Genomic DNA, 16,279 nt, shown 5'->3' with positions numbered 1-16,279 from the left:
TGACGCCATGCCTACCCTGTTGTTGCTGCTGATCGCCGGCGGCATCGTCTACTTCTTCTGGAACGCCGCGCGTTCGGCGGCCGAACGTGCCATTGAGCTGGGCCGCAATGCGTGCCGCGCCGCCGATGTGCAGTGGCTCGACCAGGCGGTGCACGCCACCGGCATGCGCCTGTCGCGTGGCGAGGATGGCCGGCTCGGCTTCGAGCGCACCTTCAAGTTCGAGTATTCCTACGACGGCATTGATCGCCATGTCGGCCGCATGGTACTGCGCGGCGACCAGCTGATCTCGTTCACCGGCCCGGGCGCGGCGCGGATCAGCCAGATCCGCGCGGATGTCGAGGATGCAGAGGACATTTAAGCGGTAGCGCCGGGCCATGCCCGGCGAGCGCAGCGGTAGAAGTGTGCCGACCAACGGTCGGCACCCACCCTTGTTTCATGGTGTGCCGACCAACGGTCGGCACCCACCGTTGCATGAGGAAGTGCCGACCAACGGTCGGCACCTGCCGTTACTTCACGACGCGCAGGGTCGGGCGACCCTTCGGCGGCGGGCTGGTCGGCGGCCGGTCGTCCGGCGGCGTGTCGCCTGACGGCGTTTCGCCCTCATGCAGCAGCTCGTCGCTGGCCGGTGCCGGCTCGGTGCCCGGAATATCGTCCGGCAGCGCCATGCCCTGCCCGGTCTCGCGCGCGTACACGGCCAGCACCGCGCTGATCGGCACCTGCACCGGATAACTGGTGCCGGAGAAGCGCGCCGAGAAGCTCACCATCTCGTTGTTGATCATCAACTGCACCACCGCGCGCTCGGCGATGTTGAGCACCACCCGGCCATCCTTCACCGCCGAAGGCGGGACCTGGACGCCGGGAACGCCGGCGTCGACCAGGATGTGCGGGGTCAGCTGGTTGTCGTTGATCCATTCCACCAGCGCCCGCAGCAGGTACGGGCGGTGGCTGGTCATGTGGAAGAAGTCGTCGGTCATGCGTGAAGTGTACGCGCCCGACGCCCCTGCCGGGGCGGATCGCCTGCACGCCGGTGGGCATGCAGACGGGATGCGGCCGCCAGGCTCAGCCCGGCAGGTCGCGCAGCTTCTTTTCCTGGTCGGTCAGGCTGCGGACGAAACCGGGGTGGCGGAAGATGCGGTTGCCGTAATCCTCGATGGCCTTGCCATCCTTGGGCAGCGGCACATCCAGCGACTGCAGGCGCCAGATGATCGGCGCCATGGCGCAGTCCGCCAGGCTCATTTCCGGGTTGAGGAAGAACTTGCTGGCCTTGAACAGCGGCAGCGAGGCGGTCAGCAGCTCCTTCAGCCGCTTGCGGCCGGCCTCGGCCTGGGTCTTGTTGCCCAGCTGGATGGCCTGCACCTGCGGCACCCAGTCGTGTTCGATGCGCAGCATGGCCAGGCGGATGCGCGCACGCGAGAGCGGATCGACCGGCATCAGCGGCGGATGCGGGTAGCGCTCGTCGAGGTACTCGCTGACCACCGAGGCGGCGTACAGCACCAGCTCGCGCTCGACCAGGGTCGGCACCGAGTGGTAGGGGTTGAGGTCGATCAGATCTTCAGGCGGATTCTGCGGGTCGACAGGAACGAAGTCATAGCTGACCCCTTTGGCCGCCAGGACCAGGCGTACCCGGTGGCACAGGACATCATCGTTCGAGGAAAACAGCGTCAGTGTATTGCGCATGCGTACGCTCGCCGCCATCAAAGGCTCTCCCACGACAGGAGACCGCCTGCCGCATCGGCGCCGCCAGCACCGTGCCGGCGGTCGACTCCTCCCCGAGTGTGCAACCGACCATCACAAAAGCCAATAGGCTTTGCGCAGGGCCGGCCGCAGAATCAGTGCACGTCCTTCCAGTATTCCTTCTTCAGCAGGTACAGCAGGAAGGTCAGCAGGGCCAGGAACAGGATCACCCACACGCCCAGCTGCTGGCGCTTCAGTGCGGCCGGTTCACCGGCGTATTCAAGGAAGTTGGTGATGTCCCGCACGGCCTGGTCGTACTGCCCGGCATCGACGTTGCCCGGCGATTCCAGGCGCAGGCCGGTGACCGGCGGGTCCATGCCCGGCGCTTCAGGCTTGCCGTGCACCGCGTGCTGCAGGCCCTGCATCTCCCACAGGGGGTTGGGCATGGACGCGTTGGCGAACAGGGCGTTGTTCCAGCCCAGCGGACGGCTGCTGTCCAGGTAGAACGACTTGAGGTAGGTGTAGATCCAGTCGCTGCCGCGTACCCGCGAGATCAGGCTGAGATCCGGCGGCATCTTGCCGAACCATTTCTCGGCCTGTTCCTTGGGCATCGCCACCGGGATCGGGTCACCGATCGCCGAGCCGGTGAAGTTGAGGTTGGCCATCACCTCTTCCTCGCTCAGGCCCAGGTCCTGGGCCATGCGCGAATAGCGCAGGTACTTCAGCGCGTGGCAGCCGGAGCAGTAGTTCATGTACAGCTGCGCGCCGCGCTGCAGCGATGCGCGGTCACCCAGGTCGTTGCCGGCCTGCAGCAGCTTGGTGCCACCCTCGGCGGCGGAGGCCAGGAAACTGCCCAGCATCAGGGTGGCCATCAGGGCCAACCGGACCATCCAGCGATCAGTCATGGGTGGTCACCCTCTCCGGTACCGGCTTGGTCCTGTCCAACCTGGTCCATAGCGGCATGGTGATGAAGAACGCGAAGTACAGGAAGGTCAGCACCCGCCCGACGTAGGTTTCGTGCGCGTCGGTGCCCGGGCCCGAGCCGATCACGCCCAGCCAGACGAAGCACACCGCGAACACCCCCAGCAGCACCTTCGACAGCAGGCCGCGGTAGCGGTAGGACTTGACCCGCGCGCGGTCCAGCCACGGCACCAGGAACAGGATGGCGATGGCCGAGAACATCACCAGCACGCCGCCCAGCTTGTTGGGCACCACGCGCAACATCGCGTAGTACGGCGTGTAGTACCAGACCGGCTTGATGTGCTCGGGCGTCACCAGGCGGTTGGCCTCGGTGAAGTTGTCATGCTCCAGGAACAGGCCACCAAAGGCCGGCGCGAAGAAGATGATGAAGGCCGCGATGATCAGCAGGAAGCCGGCACCGACGCCATCCTTGAGCGTGTAGTACGGGTGGAAGGGAATGCCGTCGGCCGGGGCGTTCGGCGACCAGCGGTTGCCCTTCGGCCCCTTCTTGATCTCCACGCCATCAGGGTTGTTCGACCCCACTTCGTGCAGTGCCCCCAGGTGCAGCACCACCAGCAGCAGCAGCACCAGCGGCAGGGCGATGACGTGCAGGGCGAAGAAGCGGTTGAGCGTGGCGTCACTGGGCAGGTAGTCGCCCATGATCCACTCGGTCAGGCCGTTGCCGATGACCGGTATGGCACCGAACAGCGAGATGATGACCTTCGCGCCCCAGAACGACATCTGGCCCCACGGCAGCACGTAGCCCATGAAGGCTTCGGCCATCAGCACCAGGTAGATCAGCATGCCGAGGATCCACACCAGCTCGCGCGGTTTCTGGTAACTGCCGTACAGCAGCCCGCGGAACATGTGCAGGTAGACCACGATGAAGAACAGCGAGGCCCCGGTGGAGTGCATGTAGCGGATGAGCCAGCCCCACTCCACGTCCCGCATGATGTATTCGATGGAACCGAACGCCTCGGCGGCGTTGGTCTTGTAGTGCATCGTCAGGAAGATGCCGGTGACGATCTGGTTGACCAGCACCAGCAGCGCCAGGGAACCGAAGTAGTACCAGATGTTGAAGTTCTTCGGCGCGTAGTACTCGCTGACATGCTTGCGGTAGACCGGCATCAGCCCCGGCGCGCGGGCGTTGACCCAGTCGGCCACGCCGCTGGCGGTACGGGCGAGGATATTGGCCATCAGGCTGCCCCCTGCGGATCGACACCGATGATGATGGTGTTGTCGTCCTGGTAATGGTGCGCGGGCACCTTCAGGTTGATCGGCGCCGGCACGTCCTTGAAGACGCGGCCGGACATGTCGAAGCGCGATTTGTGGCAGGGGCAGAAGTAGCCGCCCTTCCACTGCGGGTCGTAGGGCTCGGGCCGGATCTCGGCGACCATTTCAGGCGAACAGCCCAGGTGCGTGCACAGGCCGACCAGCACGGAGATGTCCGGCTTGATCGAGCGCAGCTCGGGGTTCTGCTTGAGCACATAGTCCGGCTGCTGGTCCTTCTCGCCGGACTCGGGGTCCTTGAGACGGCCATCCAGCCCATGCAGTGCATCCAGGATCGCCTTGGACCGTTTGACGATCCAGATCGGCTGGCCACGCCATTCCACGATCAGGCGTTGGCCTTCCTGCAGGGCGCTGATGTCGGCCACCACCGGTGCGCCGGCAAGCTTGGCGCGGGCACTGGGGTTCCAGGATTTGATGAAAGGAACTGCGGTGAATCCGACGCCGACGGCGCCCACCACGGCTGTGGTGGCAGAAAGAAAACGCCGACGCCCGGTGTTGACTGGATCGTGTACCCCATCGTTGGCCATCCGGCACTCCGATATTGATTAGGTAGCTTTAAGGCTGCCAGCGGATCCGGTGGGGGCCAGAGCCGCATTGAATCATGGGCGAGTGTAGCGGAACCGTCTCGCGCCACACAACGCATTGCAACAATCTTTTGAACGCGTGCCGACTGACAGTCGGCACCTACCGACAGTCGGCACCTACCGGCAGTCGGCACCTACTGCTTGCTCAATTCGGTGCGGTAGCGATCGGCCAGCTGGCCGACGCGGCGCACGTAGTACTGGGTTTCACTGTAAGGCGGTACGCCACCGTGGCGGTCGACCGCGCCTTCGCCGGCGTTGTAGCCCGCCGCGGCCAGGGTCAGATCGCCATTGAAGCGCTTCAACAACCATGCAAGATACTGCACGCCGCCACGGATGTTCTGGCTGGCGTCGTAGGAATCACTGACCCCGAAGCGTGCGGCGGTCGGCGGCATCAACTGCATCAGGCCCTGCGCGCCGGCGCGGCTGAGCGCGGTCGGGTTGTAGGCCGACTCGGCATGGATGATCGCGCGCACGATTGCTTCTTCCACACCGAACTCGCGCGCAGCCGAGGCGATCTCGGTCTGGAACGCGGTGGTGTTGAGGCGCACGCTGCCGAAGTCCACGCGCGGATTGACCCCGCAGGCATAGCAGCGCTCCATGAAGCTGTAGCGGATGGTGCGCACCGGGCCAAGGTTGGCCACCTGGGTGGGGCGCGCACTGGTGTAGTGGCGCACCCCGTCCTGCATGTACGAATAGACCTGGCCACTGACCATGCGGCCACCGCGCGGCGTGGCGGCAGCCTTGGCTGCGGGTGCAGCGGCGGGCGTGGCAGCGACGACGGGGCTGGCAGCGCTGGCGGCTACCGCGACCGGATTGCGCTCGGCACTGGCCACCTGGGTCGGGGCCGGGGCCGTGCTGGCGGTCTGCACGGGCGCGGCGGCCGGTACCGCGCGCGGCGCAGCCGGGCGGCGGGTGTCGCGGGTGTAGCTGATGCTGCTGCAGCGCGCGCCGGGCACGCGCTTGCTGACATAGCTGGTGACGCCGTCGGCGCCCTGGCACTTGAACAGGGTGCCGGCGCTGGCCGGCGCAGCGGTCAGCGCAGCGATGATGATCGCCGTTGTCCCCAGTATCCCCTTCATGGCGGCGAGTGTCCCAGCTTCGCCCGGGCTTGCCAAGCGGCCCCGCTCAGTCCGTGACCGCCGGCACAGCCAGCAACTGGCCCAACCCGGCCAGGCGCTGGGCCAGTTCATCCCGCAGTTCCGGCGGGGAGGTCCACAGGGCCAGCGGCAGCCGGTCCAGGCTGAGGATCTGGGCCAGCATCATGCCGCGGCTCTCGGCCCCCATCCGCAGCAGGCAATGGTCGGCGCCATCGGGCTCCAGCACCCCGCACCAGGGCGGAATGCGACCCTCCAGCTCGGCCTGGCTGCCCGCCAGGCGAAGGATGGCCTGCAGGGTGAAAGGCGCCTGGCTGACCGCCTGCCGGACCATCACATCCGGCGGGGCCGGGGTGCGCCGATGCAGGCCCGGCTGCGGTTGCGGCTGCACCGCGCCCATCCGGTCCACGCGCAGGGTGCGCCAGTCCTCACGCACCAGATCCCACGCCAGCAGGTACCAGCGCCGGCCGTAATTGACCAGGTGCTGGGCCTCGACCTGGCGCTGGGTCACCACGTCCTGCGCGCTGCGGTATTCAAAGGCCAGCCGAGCCGCCTGCCGGCAGTGCTGGGCCAGCCGACCGAGCAGGCGCGCATCGGTGGCCGGCAGGTCGGACAGGGTGGCGGTGGCCGCGTGCACCTCGCCGGCCTGTTGGCGACGCCGTGCCGGTACCAGCGGGTCGAGCTTGGACAACAGGCCACGCGCGGTGTCGTCGATGCCGGACACGGTGGCCGAGGCGGCCCGCAGGGCGATGGCCAGGGTGGTCGCCTCGTCCTCGTCCAGCAGCATCGGCAGGACCGGCGCACCGGCGCCGAGGCGGTAGCCACCCCCTACCCCGGCCGAGGCCTGCACCGGATAGCCGAGCTCGCGCAGGCGTTCGATGTCGCGGCGGATGCTGCGCCGGTCCACGCCCATGCGCTCGGCCAGCTCGGCCCCGGACCAGTGCCGGCGGGCCTGCAGCAGGGCGATCAGTCGCAGCAGTCGGTGGGCGGTATGGCGCATGCGGTATCGAGGACAGAAGTCGTCCGTGATTGTGCCCCAGCATGGCCTCCCGGTTCACCACCCCTCGCAAGGAGCCCTGCCATGACCGCACGCCAGATCACCCTCTACCACGCCGCCCGTTCACGCTCGAGCGGCGCCGTCGCCCTGCTCGAAGCCCTGGACGCCGACTACCACCTGCAGGTGCTGGACCTGAAGGCTGGCGCCAACCTGGCCCCGGCCTACCTGGCCATCAACCCGATGGGCAAGGTGCCGGCCATCATCCACAACGGCGCGCTGGTGACCGAACAGGTGGCCATCTACCTGTACCTGGCCGACCTGTACCCGGAAGCCGGGCTGGCGCCGCCGATCGGTGACGGGCAGCGCGGGCCCTACCTGCGCTGGATGGCCTTCTACGGTGCCTGCTTCGAGCCGGCCATGACCGACAAGGCCATGCATCGCGAGCCGCCGCCGCGGATGATGTCGCCCTACAACGATGCCGAGACCGTGCTGCAGGTGATCGAGACCCAGCTGGCGCAGGGGCCGTACCTGCTGGGCGAGACCCTGAGCGCGGCCGACATCCTGTGGGGCAATGCGCTGGGCTGGATGCGCGAGTTCGGACTGGTGCAGCCGGCCCCGGCCACCGCGGCCTACATCGACCGGATGAGCACGCTGGCCGCGTTCGACCGGTCCCGCCAGATCGACGCGGAGCTGGTGGCGGCCTAACCGCTGCAGGCAACGACCGCCGGGCGGCGCGGGATGCGGGTAGCGCGGGGCCATGCCCCGCGAGCGCGCAGCGCGGCGCCCCTGACATTCCGCCGGGCGCGGCCCGGCGCTACCGGTCGCCCGGAACAGCCGAAAGGATCCCGCGCGGGTCACGGCGGGCGGCGCGGGATGCGGTAGCGCGGGGCCATGCCCCGCGAGCGCGCAGCGCGGCGCCTTGGGCATTTCGCCGGGCGTGGCCCGGCGCTACCCGCCGCTTGGCATGCGGTCCAAACGGCCACGGCGGGCAGCGCGGGATGCGGGTAGAATTGCCCGCTTTCCCGCCACCCGAATGGATTAAGCGCCATGACCGGGACGCCAGACGTCTTCCCGCCCGCCCCGGGCGGTACCCCGCTCGTTGCCCTGCCCGCCGGTCCGCGCAAGCCCGACCAGGTGAAAGGCAAGCTGTACATCAAGACCCACGGTTGCCAGATGAACGAGTACGACTCGGCCAAGATGGCCGACGTGCTTGCCGCCAGCGATGGCCTGGAACTGACCGATACCCCGGACGACGCCGACGTCATCCTGGTCAACACCTGCTCCATCCGCGAGAAGGCGCAGGAAAAGGTGTTCAGCCAGCTCGGCGTGTGGAAGAGCCTGAAGAACAAGGGCCGTGAAGTCATCATCGGCGTAGGCGGCTGCGTGGCCTCGCAGGAAGGCGAAGCGATCATCAAGCGCGCGCCGTTCGTGGACCTGGTGTTCGGCCCGCAGACCCTGCACCGCCTGCCGGAACTGATCCGCGCCCGCCGCGAGCAGAAGCGCCCGCAGGTGGACATCAGCTTCCCCGAGATCGAGAAGTTCGACCGCCTGCCGGAACCGCGCGCCGATGGCGCCTCGGCGTTCGTCTCGATCATGGAAGGCTGCTCCAAGTACTGCTCGTTCTGCGTGGTGCCCTACACCCGCGGCACCGAGGTCAGCCGCCCATTCGAGGACGTGGTGGTGGAAGTGGCGCAGCTTGCCGCGCAGGGCGTGCGCGAGATCAACCTGCTCGGGCAGAACGTCAACGCTTACCGCGGTCCCTACGGTGATGGCGAGTTCGCCGACCTGGGCCTGCTGATCCGCACCATCGCCGAGATCGACGGCGTGGGCCGCATCCGCTTCACCACCTCGCATCCGCTGGAGTTCAGCGATTCGCTGATCGACGCGTTCCGCGATGTGCCGCAGCTGGCCAACTTCCTGCACCTGCCGGTACAGGCCGGCAGCGACCGCGTGCTGTCGGCGATGAAGCGCGGCTACACCGCGCTGGAATTCAAGTCGAAGATCCGCAAACTGCGTGCGGTGCGCCCGGACATCTCGATCAGCTCGGATTTCATCGTCGGCTTCCCCGGCGAGACCGATGCCGATTTCGAGAAGACCATGAAGCTGATCGAGGACATCGGCTTCGATCACAGCTTCTCCTTCATCTATTCGCGTCGCCCGGGCACCCCGGCGGCCGACCTGGAGGACACGATCAGCGATGCGGAAAAGCATGCGCGCCTGTCGCGCCTGCAGGAACGCATCAACGCGCATGCGGCCGGCATCTCTGAAAAGATGGTCGGCACCGTGCAGACCGTGCTGGTGGAAGGCCCCTCGCGCAAGAACCCGAATGAGCTGACCGGCAAGACCGAGAACATGCGTTCGGTGAACTTCCCGGCGCCGGCGCGCCTGATCGGCCAGTTCGTCGACGTGGTGATCACCGAGGCACTGACCAATTCGCTGCGAGCACGCGTGGTGGCGGAGTAAGGCGTGCCGGTCAATGGCCGGCCCCTGCCGGTCGACCCCCTGCGGGGGCGCCGACCTCGCCAGCACGGCAGACGTGGTGATTTTTTCACCACGCCATGCAGAGCCTTTCGGTACAAGGCTCTGCGCCACCTATCCACAGGTTGATTGGGCTTCGTTCCACAGCGGATGTGGAGAAGCTGGGCGTTAGAGCGGAGAGCCTGCAGCCAGAGGCCGGTCGCGCCATCCATAGGTGTCCGTCAGGAAACCACTGACCCCGTTGTTCTGGTAGACGACAACGCTACGATCACCTTTGCCGCAGTGCATCTCATCGCGTGATTCCGCGCCCCCTACAATTTTTCCGCACACCAGCTCGCGCTTGGGATGGCCCCGCCGGTCAAAGCGAAACACTCTGTAGCCTTGGCCCGACCTCTGGAGCACGCGCGCATCGAATCCATCTGCGGCAATGGCGTCTTCCGGCATGGGTACGTCAGGATTTTCCCAGGCATTGATGACCTGCACCAGGCGCCCAGCCTCATCGTAATCCTCCTGGCGATAGATCGGCCCGGACTCGTTGGCCCAGACCCGCCGGCGCATTTTGTGGGAACCTGCATCAAAGACTTCGTGAACCCGCATCTTCTCCGCAACGCGATGACTACGGATCCGGGGATAGGTCGACAGTTTCGAGAACCCGTTCATTCCCACTTCGGCGGGAATGGTGACGTTGACGAAGTCGTACCGCAGGTCTGCACCCTTCACGCCCAACCGGGTGACGGCATCCTGATAGAGAGGCTGCGCATCGGCCGGTAACAGATCCTCTTCCATGCCGTCGATCACGTAGACCCCCAACCCCTGGTCGAGCCGAGCCATCGCATACGCCTGATATCCCGACCCGCTCCGCCCGGAAGGACGCGCGTACGCAGCGGCGCCGGTCCAACCGTACGTGCCTCTGACGGATGCCATCACGTTCTGCCCCGTCGATGCCGCCGGTGGCTTGGTGGCGATAGAACCATAGAAACGGCCCTCCTGGTCGAGCAGAAGGCGTTGCACCAGCGCATTACCCTGATCCATCTGGTCACAGGACGGGGCATCTGCCCGGCGCAGATAAAGGGGCGATGGTTCTGTTGACCATGTCGGGCGGCCCTGCTGGTCATATCTTATGCAACTCACCGGCTGGCTGAACAACCTGCCATCCGGTCCACGCCCGTGCTTGCGGATCTCGACGAGGCGTTCCTGGTCGTCGTAGAGATAATCACGCGCCTCCGCGAGCACGAATTCGTTTGAAATCGTCCGGAGCAGCTCGGCAACCGCTGTTTTCGCTGAGGGATCAATGTCGACGGCGACTGGAGGGGATAAAGGCACTTCGCGCGGCACCAGACCGGCTGCTGCCGAGTCCCAGCTATCGTACTCGCGGCTCTGCCACAGTTCCTCGCGACAGATACGCTCACCGGCCCCGCCTTCCGACCGGACATAGACAATGCTCCCACCCAACCGCGAGAAGGGAAGCGTGCGTGCCGCCGAACTCGAACTCCTGAGCCTGATCTGCGGAACCGTGAGGCTACCATCGGCCGTGGGCGATGCGCCCCTCAGCTCCGTTGCGTACTGTTCGATCAGCGGGGACGTCAGAACGCTGACGTCCTCCATCTTCCAAGGGGAAACCCAAGGATCGTCTGCCACACCGCCCCCACAGGCCCAGGCCGAGGAGCTGAGCACGGCATACGCCAGCACCACGCCCCCCGCCAGCTTCCCCACTGGGTGCCAGCGCTTCCGGGTATTTCTCGCATCCATCGACTTCATATGACTGCCTCCTTGCATGCAGCGCTGTACGTAGAGAGTCTTACTCGCCAGGCAAACCGAGCTTCGTCGTACCAAAGCCATACTTGGTTTCCATCAGCTTCTTCACCGGGCCCATGCCCTCCACGATCATCTTGCCGTCGGGCGTGCCGCACCGCGTGCCCACCTGCGTCCTGCCGTACTGCAGCTCGGCTTCACGACTGCGCTTGGGGCGGGGGTCGGGCTCCCACCAGGGGAAATGGGCGTAGGGCTTGTTGGTCGAGACTTCGTAGCGCCAGCAGACGAACGAGAGTGACTCTTTGCCGGTGGCGTCATAGTCGTACACGCGGTAGGAGCTGTAGCCGTTGGTGAGCGGCGTGAGCTTCAGCACGCCCTTTTCTGCGTAGGCGCGAAGGTTCTCGGTGTAGCCGTCAGCGGGGACCGGGCCGGACAGGATCACCCGCGTGAGCTTGCCGCTTGCGTCGTAGTTTTCCTGCCGATTCAGATCCAGCGAGCGCCATTGGCGTTCGCGGGGATGCTTGGCACTTGAGGAGAAAATTTCGAAAATCCGGCGGTGCGACCGGTGGCGGTACTCGCGCACGCGGGTGTAATCGGTTATGCCCTCATACAGCCCCGTTGCAACTTCCATTGGCACGCGCTCGCCGGGGAATCTGTAGACCAACATCTGTTGACCGTCCTGACTGCGCTCAGCGAAAAGAGCTGTCGCATCGGCGGGAGCGATAACGAATGAGTAGTCTTCAATTCCACGAATTCCTCCTTTCTCGCTACCATAAAACATGCTGCCGATCCGCGTGCGTTGATTGGCAGCTCCGATATAAATACTTCCGCTCGCGTACCACGCGCCATCGGTCGCCTCTGTTCCAATACCGATGTCCTCGCGATAGGGATCCTCACCCGCCTTACGCGTGGCTTTCTTGGTCAAATCAGTGGCCAGCGACCCGTCCGGCCGATAGGTGAAGTACCAAGCATCACTTTTGGACGCCTTCACGCGAAGCTGGGGACATGTAAAGTCTGCATCATCCGATACACTGACACCTGAACTCTCATTTGCCACCTCTACGCGACCGTATTTGTCATACAGCGCGCAGAATGTCGTGACCCTGCGTCCTGCGGCGTCAATCTGTTGAATCGATGTCAACTTACCTGACACGTCATAATCAAGATCGTACGCCTTGTAAAGCTCGAAGTACGGATAAACATGCCTGACTGCAGGATGCAGCCTTGCAGGAGGCTGTGCGTCAATCAGCTTTTTCTCCCGCTTTTTCCACTCCTCAGCGCGACAGATCCGTTGGCCGTTGGCACCATTTTCCAGGTAGTAGACCGAGCCACCCTCCGAGTCGAATGGCTTGTTTTTCAACTCAGCCACCTCAGGACCGAACCTGATTCTTATGTAAGGCGCCACCTCGTAAGCACGACCCAGGCTGGCGCCTACCGCAGCCGTCTGCCCCCTCGGTCTTGGCTCAAACTTGATCACCAGGCCATTGCCTTGAAAACGATCAACGCCTTCCTTTATTGAATTACAGCCTGCATGCGCAGCCTGCGCGACGCATAGAGAACTCAACGCAACCAGAGCTTTCAGCAGCAAATATTTGCTCACACCTTTCCTCCTTGACTCAAAGCAGCATGTCGATTCGAATGAGCGAGTTGAATGGATCGATTCCCCTGAGCAGGCGCGGCAGCCACAATTTCGCTGGGCATTGTGGCAGCCGGGTCATCCATTCCACTCCCCCCACAGCAGCGGCATGGTGACCCAGAAGCCCTGAACACCGATGCGTTCTTTACTGCCCCGAAGGAAATCCGTCGCCTTGCGCACATCATGCCGACCGATGGCACTGGTCACAGTGTCGTTCACGACACTAGGTTCCTGCATGAAGTCTGGCTGCAGGTCAGGTGGTTGTGCGTACAACATGCGTTTGATGTGTCTCTTGTCACTCAGACCCGCTGCAGGGAACCCATGAAACACAGAATCGTAGCGCGCGAACGAATCGCGAGGGACATTGGTAAAAACACGCTGATAGGCATCCGAACTAGCATCAGCAATCTCCCTGATCCTCCGCCAGGTTCTGGTGCTTGCCGGCTTTTCAATTTGTAGATCAGGACTCGCCGTGCTGAACCAAGGGTAGTAGCCTTTGATTGCACCAGAGAAAACGAATCCCCCCCCTTCTCAGGCTTCGCCTCAAGCGACTGCCCCAGTAACTTCCTCCAAAGCTTCATCCGCAGATCCCGCGCAAACTTCCGGGTTATCACCTGCACGCCATTACCCAGGTCCAGCGACTGGGCCGCACCATCCACGATCACCGCGTCGATCTCGGTATCGCCCGTGCCCAGCAGACTCCGGTCGTTGCAGTTCGCACTTCCAATGATGGCCACGGCGTCGTCCACGATCAGCAGCTTGGAGTGTACGTAACACTATCCAGCTTGAGTCCGAGTTCCTTGCCCCCCCTTCTTCTCCAGGGCGTGCAGTGCCGTACCCGAAGATCGCACGATCTGCACGCTGACTTTCCCGGCGTTGCCCGGACGGGTCAGGTCGCCAAACAGTTCCCGCATGCCGCCCATGGACTGCAGCCACTGATCACTCAAGGGCGTCAGTTCCACCCCGCGCGCCAGCGTGGTCTGCGCCGACAGGCCGGCGCCTGGCACGAGGTCGGGATAGAAGACTCGACCTACTCGCCCGGCAACCCCAGCTTGGTCGTCCCAAAGCCGTACTTGGTTTCCATCAGCTTCTTCACCGGGCCCATGCCCTCCACAATCATCTTGCCGTCAGGCGTGCCGCACCGCGTGCCCACCTGCGTCCTGCCGTACTGCAGCTCGGCTTCACGACTGCGCTTGGGCCGAGGATCAGGCTCCCACCAGGGGAAATGGGCGTAGGGCTTGTTGGTCGAGACCTCGTAGCGCCAGCACACGAACGACAGGGTCTCTTTGCCGGCCGCGTCGTAGTCGTACACGCGGTAGGAGCTGTAGCCGTTGGTGAGCGGCGTGAGCTTCAGCACGCCCTTTTCTGCGTAGGCGCGGAGGTTCTCGGTGTAGCCGTCAGCAGGGACCGGGCCGGACAGGATCACCCGCGTGAGCTTGCCCTTTGCGTCGTAGTTTTCCTGACGATTCAGATCCAGCGTGCGCCACTGGCGTTCGCTCGGATGCTTTGCCTGCGGTCCGAATACTTCGAAAATCCTGCTATCCGAACGGTGCAGATACTCACGCACACGGGTATAGCCTGTGACTCCTTCAAAGTACCCCTTGGCGACCTCTGGAGGAACACGCTCCCCCGGGAACGTGTACCGCACCTCCTGCGACACGCTCCGACTGCGCTCTGCGAAAACTGGGGTAACGTCAGACGGAACCAGGGTAGCGGAAGGGCTTTGCACCCCTACAAGCCCTCGCTTTTCGCTGGCATAGAAGCGAATGCCGACAATCCGCTTCAGTTCAGCATCGTCGACATTGACGAAGCCCCCCACAGTCCAGGCACCATCGGTCGCCTCCGTTCCAAGGCCGGTGTCCTCGCGGTAGGGATCCTCACCTGGCTTACGGGTGGCCTGCTTGACTACATCGGAAGCGCGCAATCCATCCGGCCGATAAGTGAAGTACCGAGTTTTAACGCGGGATGGCATATCGCGGAGCTGCGAACACTGAAACTCTGGCTTATCCGAGACAATCAACCCAGAACTCTCATTTGCCACTTCTATGCGACCATTTTCGTCATAGAGTGCACAGAATGTCGTGACCTTGCGCCCTGCGGCGTCAATCTGTTGAATCGATGTCAATTGACCTGACCCATCATAATCAAGCTCGTGCGTCTTGTAGACCTCGAAGTAGGGATACACATGCCTGACTGCAGGGTGCAGGCTTTCAGGAACCTGTGCGCCAATCAACTTGTGCTCTCGCTTTTTCCATTGCTCGGCGCGACATATCCGTTGTCCTTGAACGCCTTTTTCCAAGTAGTAGACCGAACCACCACTCGAGTCGAACGGCTTATTATTCAACTCACTTACTTGAGGGTTCAGGTCAATTCGCACATAGGGGGCATCAGTGTTCGCACGATCGAGACTGGCGGCTACTGCAGACCCTTCGCCAACTTCCCTCGGCGAGAACTTGAGCACCACTTCACTGCCGTGAAACGGTGCATTCTTCTCGTTTGACGAACCACAATCGGCAAGCGCAGCCTGTACAGCGCACAGGCCACCCAGGACGAAGAATACCCTCAACAATTGATACCCGTTCATACCTGCTCTCCGTGTTCCCAGGGGACCTGCCGACTCGAGTAAGCCAGTTCAGTTGATCTATCCTCCTGAACAGGCACGACTGCAATGATCTCGCTCGGCATCATGGCAGCAGGGTCATCCATGCCGCTGCCCCAGAGCAGCGGCATGCTTACCCAGAAGCCCTGAACTCCCTTGCGCTTATCATCACCTCTCAGCAGCTTTGTCGCCCTTTCTGCATCATGCCGACCGACAGCATTGGTCACGTAGTTGGTCACAATGCTCGGCTCCAGCATGAATTCAGGCTGCAAGTCAGGCGGCTGTGCATACAACATGCGCTTGACATGCCCCTTGTCACTCAAACCTGCTGCGGGGAACCCATGAAACACGGAATCGTAGCGCGGGAACGAATCGCGAGGGACATTCGTGAAGACACGCTGATAAGCTTCCGAATTGGCATCCGCAAGCTCCCTGATTCCCGTCCAAGTTCTGGCACTTGCCGGTTTGTCGACCTCCAGGGTTGGAACTTCTTCGCTGAACCAAGGGTAGTAGTCTTCGGTTGCATTAGAAAAGACGAATTGCTTACCCCCCCTTCTCAGGCTTCGTCTCAAGCGCCTGCCCCAGGAACTTCCTCCAAAGCTTCATCCGCAGATCCCGCGCAAACTTCCGGGTTATCACCTTTACGCCATTACCCAGGTCCAGCGACTGGGCCGCACCATCCACGATCACCGCAGCGATCTCGGTATCGCCCGTGCCCAGCAGGCTGCGGTCGTTGCAGTTCGCACTTCCAATGATGGCCACGGCGTCGTCCACGATCAGCAGCTTGGAGTGTACGTAACACTGCTCGGTCACCACATACAAGGGTGTGGCCTGGTCCGCGCCGATCGTGTGCGGTGCGTAGTGGTTCTTGTGGTTGATGTCGGCAAGCACCCCGTAACTTCTCAGATTCATTACCGACAGGTACTCCTTCCACCGACCTGCCTTCGCCTCCGCCTGCAGGTCGGCCTCTTCCACGCTCACCTCGCGGATGTCCTTGTCGCGTGCGATCAGTGAACGGCAGATGCGGCGGATGAGGCTGTCGTCGCCGCGCAGCAGCGTCTGCTGCACCCAGTACTGCTGCTTCAGCACGGCACCGTCGAACAGGCTGCCTTCCGGATGCACGGGCAACCTGATGTAGACGTGGAACCCCTGCCTGGCCACGATGGCGCGGCGGATGCGCGCGGCGATGGCCGCCACCAAGGGGTTGCTGGCCGC

Annotated in this window: 16 protein-coding genes and 1 pseudogene; 3 read left to right on the top strand and 14 right to left on the bottom strand. The window is 63.7% G+C overall.

Translation table 11 applies throughout. From position 1 onward, the window contains the following. The first annotated feature begins 7 nt into the window (after positions 1-7). Positions 8-358 (top strand): DUF3301 domain-containing protein, encoded by a 351-nt coding sequence (locus tag QMZ26_RS17545; protein ID WP_283222198.1) that lies wholly within the window; start codon positions 8-10, stop codon positions 356-358. Positions 359-506: 148 nt separating this feature from the next. On the opposite strand, the gene QMZ26_RS17540 is transcribed toward QMZ26_RS17545, so the two are convergent. The 7 genes from QMZ26_RS17540 to QMZ26_RS17510 form a co-directional block, all read right to left on the bottom strand. Next, positions 507-974 carry a ClpXP protease specificity-enhancing factor gene (locus tag QMZ26_RS17540; protein ID WP_108759618.1) on the bottom strand — a complete coding sequence of 156 codons (468 nt, stop codon included), beginning with the start codon at positions 972-974 and terminating at the stop codon, positions 507-509. A gap of 85 nt (positions 975-1,059) precedes the next feature. Next, positions 1,060-1,695 carry a glutathione S-transferase N-terminal domain-containing protein gene (locus QMZ26_RS17535; RefSeq protein ID WP_108759619.1) on the bottom strand — a complete coding sequence of 212 codons (636 nt, stop codon included), beginning with the start codon at positions 1,693-1,695 and terminating at the stop codon, positions 1,060-1,062. Between the two features lie 134 nt (positions 1,696-1,829). Next, positions 1,830-2,579 carry a cytochrome c1 gene (locus QMZ26_RS17530; protein WP_283222197.1) on the bottom strand — a complete coding sequence of 250 codons (750 nt, stop codon included), beginning with the start codon at positions 2,577-2,579 and terminating at the stop codon, positions 1,830-1,832. Next, a complete protein-coding gene (locus tag QMZ26_RS17525) occupies positions 2,572-3,831 on the bottom strand; it encodes a cytochrome bc complex cytochrome b subunit (RefSeq protein WP_079221349.1) in 1,260 nt (419 codons plus the stop codon). The genes QMZ26_RS17530 and QMZ26_RS17525 overlap by 8 nt, the downstream gene beginning before the upstream one ends. Beyond that, positions 3,831-4,451 (bottom strand): ubiquinol-cytochrome c reductase iron-sulfur subunit, encoded by a 621-nt coding sequence (gene petA, locus QMZ26_RS17520; RefSeq protein ID WP_004151998.1) that lies wholly within the window; start codon positions 4,449-4,451, stop codon positions 3,831-3,833. Before petA ends, QMZ26_RS17525 begins: the two co-directional genes overlap by 1 nt. 191 nt (positions 4,452-4,642) lie before the next feature. Next, on the bottom strand, positions 4,643-5,587 hold the full coding sequence (locus QMZ26_RS17515; protein ID WP_283222196.1) for a lytic transglycosylase domain-containing protein: 945 nt from the start codon (positions 5,585-5,587) through the stop codon (positions 4,643-4,645). A gap of 46 nt (positions 5,588-5,633) precedes the next feature. Continuing rightward, entirely contained in the window at positions 5,634-6,602 is a 969-nt protein-coding gene (locus QMZ26_RS17510; protein ID WP_108759623.1) for a WYL domain-containing protein, read from the bottom strand. An 81-nt stretch (positions 6,603-6,683) separates the two neighbouring features. Between QMZ26_RS17510 and QMZ26_RS17505 the strand changes: the two genes are divergently transcribed. Both QMZ26_RS17505 and miaB read left to right on the top strand, forming a co-directional pair. Further along, complete coding sequence (locus QMZ26_RS17505; protein WP_283222195.1) at positions 6,684-7,304, top strand: glutathione S-transferase family protein; 621 nt, start codon at positions 6,684-6,686, stop codon at positions 7,302-7,304. Positions 7,305-7,646: 342 nt separating this feature from the next. Further along, positions 7,647-9,062 carry a tRNA (N6-isopentenyl adenosine(37)-C2)-methylthiotransferase MiaB gene (gene miaB / locus QMZ26_RS17500; protein WP_200732005.1) on the top strand — a complete coding sequence of 472 codons (1,416 nt, stop codon included), beginning with the start codon at positions 7,647-7,649 and terminating at the stop codon, positions 9,060-9,062. Positions 9,063-9,245: 183 nt separating this feature from the next. Here the strand turns inward: miaB and QMZ26_RS17495 are convergent, their stop codons facing one another. The 7 genes and pseudogenes from QMZ26_RS17495 to QMZ26_RS17465 all read right to left on the bottom strand — a co-directional run. Further along, on the bottom strand, positions 9,246-10,835 hold the full coding sequence (locus tag QMZ26_RS17495; RefSeq protein ID WP_283222194.1) for a hypothetical protein: 1,590 nt from the start codon (positions 10,833-10,835) through the stop codon (positions 9,246-9,248). A gap of 40 nt (positions 10,836-10,875) precedes the next feature. After that, the gene (locus QMZ26_RS17490) at positions 10,876-12,429 is read right to left on the bottom strand and encodes a hypothetical protein (protein WP_283222193.1); all 1,554 of its coding nucleotides are present in this window, start codon (positions 12,427-12,429) and stop codon (positions 10,876-10,878) included. A gap of 114 nt (positions 12,430-12,543) precedes the next feature. Next, a complete protein-coding gene (locus QMZ26_RS17485) occupies positions 12,544-12,684 on the bottom strand; it encodes a hypothetical protein (RefSeq protein ID WP_283222192.1) in 141 nt (46 codons plus the stop codon). An 80-nt stretch (positions 12,685-12,764) separates the two neighbouring features. Beyond that, positions 12,765-13,226 (bottom strand): annotated as a pseudogene (locus QMZ26_RS17480) (hypothetical protein); the annotation flags it as partial. A gap of 269 nt (positions 13,227-13,495) precedes the next feature. Continuing rightward, positions 13,496-15,049, bottom strand: coding sequence for a hypothetical protein (locus tag QMZ26_RS17475; protein ID WP_283222191.1), 1,554 nt, complete (start codon positions 15,047-15,049; stop codon positions 13,496-13,498). Continuing rightward, complete coding sequence (locus QMZ26_RS17470) at positions 15,046-15,636, bottom strand: hypothetical protein (protein WP_283222190.1); 591 nt, start codon at positions 15,634-15,636, stop codon at positions 15,046-15,048. The genes QMZ26_RS17475 and QMZ26_RS17470 overlap by 4 nt, the downstream gene beginning before the upstream one ends. Continuing rightward, a partial coding sequence (locus tag QMZ26_RS17465) for a phospholipase D-like domain-containing protein (RefSeq protein ID WP_283222189.1) occupies positions 15,608-16,279 on the bottom strand: 672 nt, incomplete at its 5' end. The genes QMZ26_RS17465 and QMZ26_RS17470, both read right to left, overlap by 29 nt.

It is taken from the genome of Stenotrophomonas sp. PFBMAA-4 (assembly GCF_030053215.1).
GTDB lineage: Bacteria > Pseudomonadota > Gammaproteobacteria > Xanthomonadales > Xanthomonadaceae > Stenotrophomonas.
The sequence above is the reverse complement of the archived record's forward strand: the minus strand, read 5'-3'. Positions and strand labels throughout refer to the sequence as shown.

Coding starts and splice junctions, on each gene's coding strand:
- QMZ26_RS17540 (WP_108759618.1), bottom strand. CDS start 974: ATGACCGACGACTTCTTCCACATGACCAGCCACCGCCCGTACCTGCTG.
- petA (WP_004151998.1), bottom strand. CDS start 4,451: ATGGCCAACGATGGGGTACACGATCCAGTCAACACCGGGCGTCGGCGT.
- miaB (WP_200732005.1), top strand. CDS start 7,647: ATGACCGGGACGCCAGACGTCTTCCCGCCCGCCCCGGGCGGTACCCCG.
- QMZ26_RS17545 (WP_283222198.1), top strand. CDS start 8: ATGCCTACCCTGTTGTTGCTGCTGATCGCCGGCGGCATCGTCTACTTC.
- QMZ26_RS17525 (WP_079221349.1), bottom strand. CDS start 3,831: ATGGCCAATATCCTCGCCCGTACCGCCAGCGGCGTGGCCGACTGGGTC.
- QMZ26_RS17495 (WP_283222194.1), bottom strand. CDS start 10,835: ATGAAGTCGATGGATGCGAGAAATACCCGGAAGCGCTGGCACCCAGTG.
- QMZ26_RS17535 (WP_108759619.1), bottom strand. CDS start 1,695: ATGGCGGCGAGCGTACGCATGCGCAATACACTGACGCTGTTTTCCTCG.
- QMZ26_RS17515 (WP_283222196.1), bottom strand. CDS start 5,587: ATGAAGGGGATACTGGGGACAACGGCGATCATCATCGCTGCGCTGACC.
- QMZ26_RS17505 (WP_283222195.1), top strand. CDS start 6,684: ATGACCGCACGCCAGATCACCCTCTACCACGCCGCCCGTTCACGCTCG.
- QMZ26_RS17510 (WP_108759623.1), bottom strand. CDS start 6,602: ATGCGCCATACCGCCCACCGACTGCTGCGACTGATCGCCCTGCTGCAG.
- QMZ26_RS17475 (WP_283222191.1), bottom strand. CDS start 15,049: ATGAACGGGTATCAATTGTTGAGGGTATTCTTCGTCCTGGGTGGCCTG.
- QMZ26_RS17530 (WP_283222197.1), bottom strand. CDS start 2,579: ATGACTGATCGCTGGATGGTCCGGTTGGCCCTGATGGCCACCCTGATG.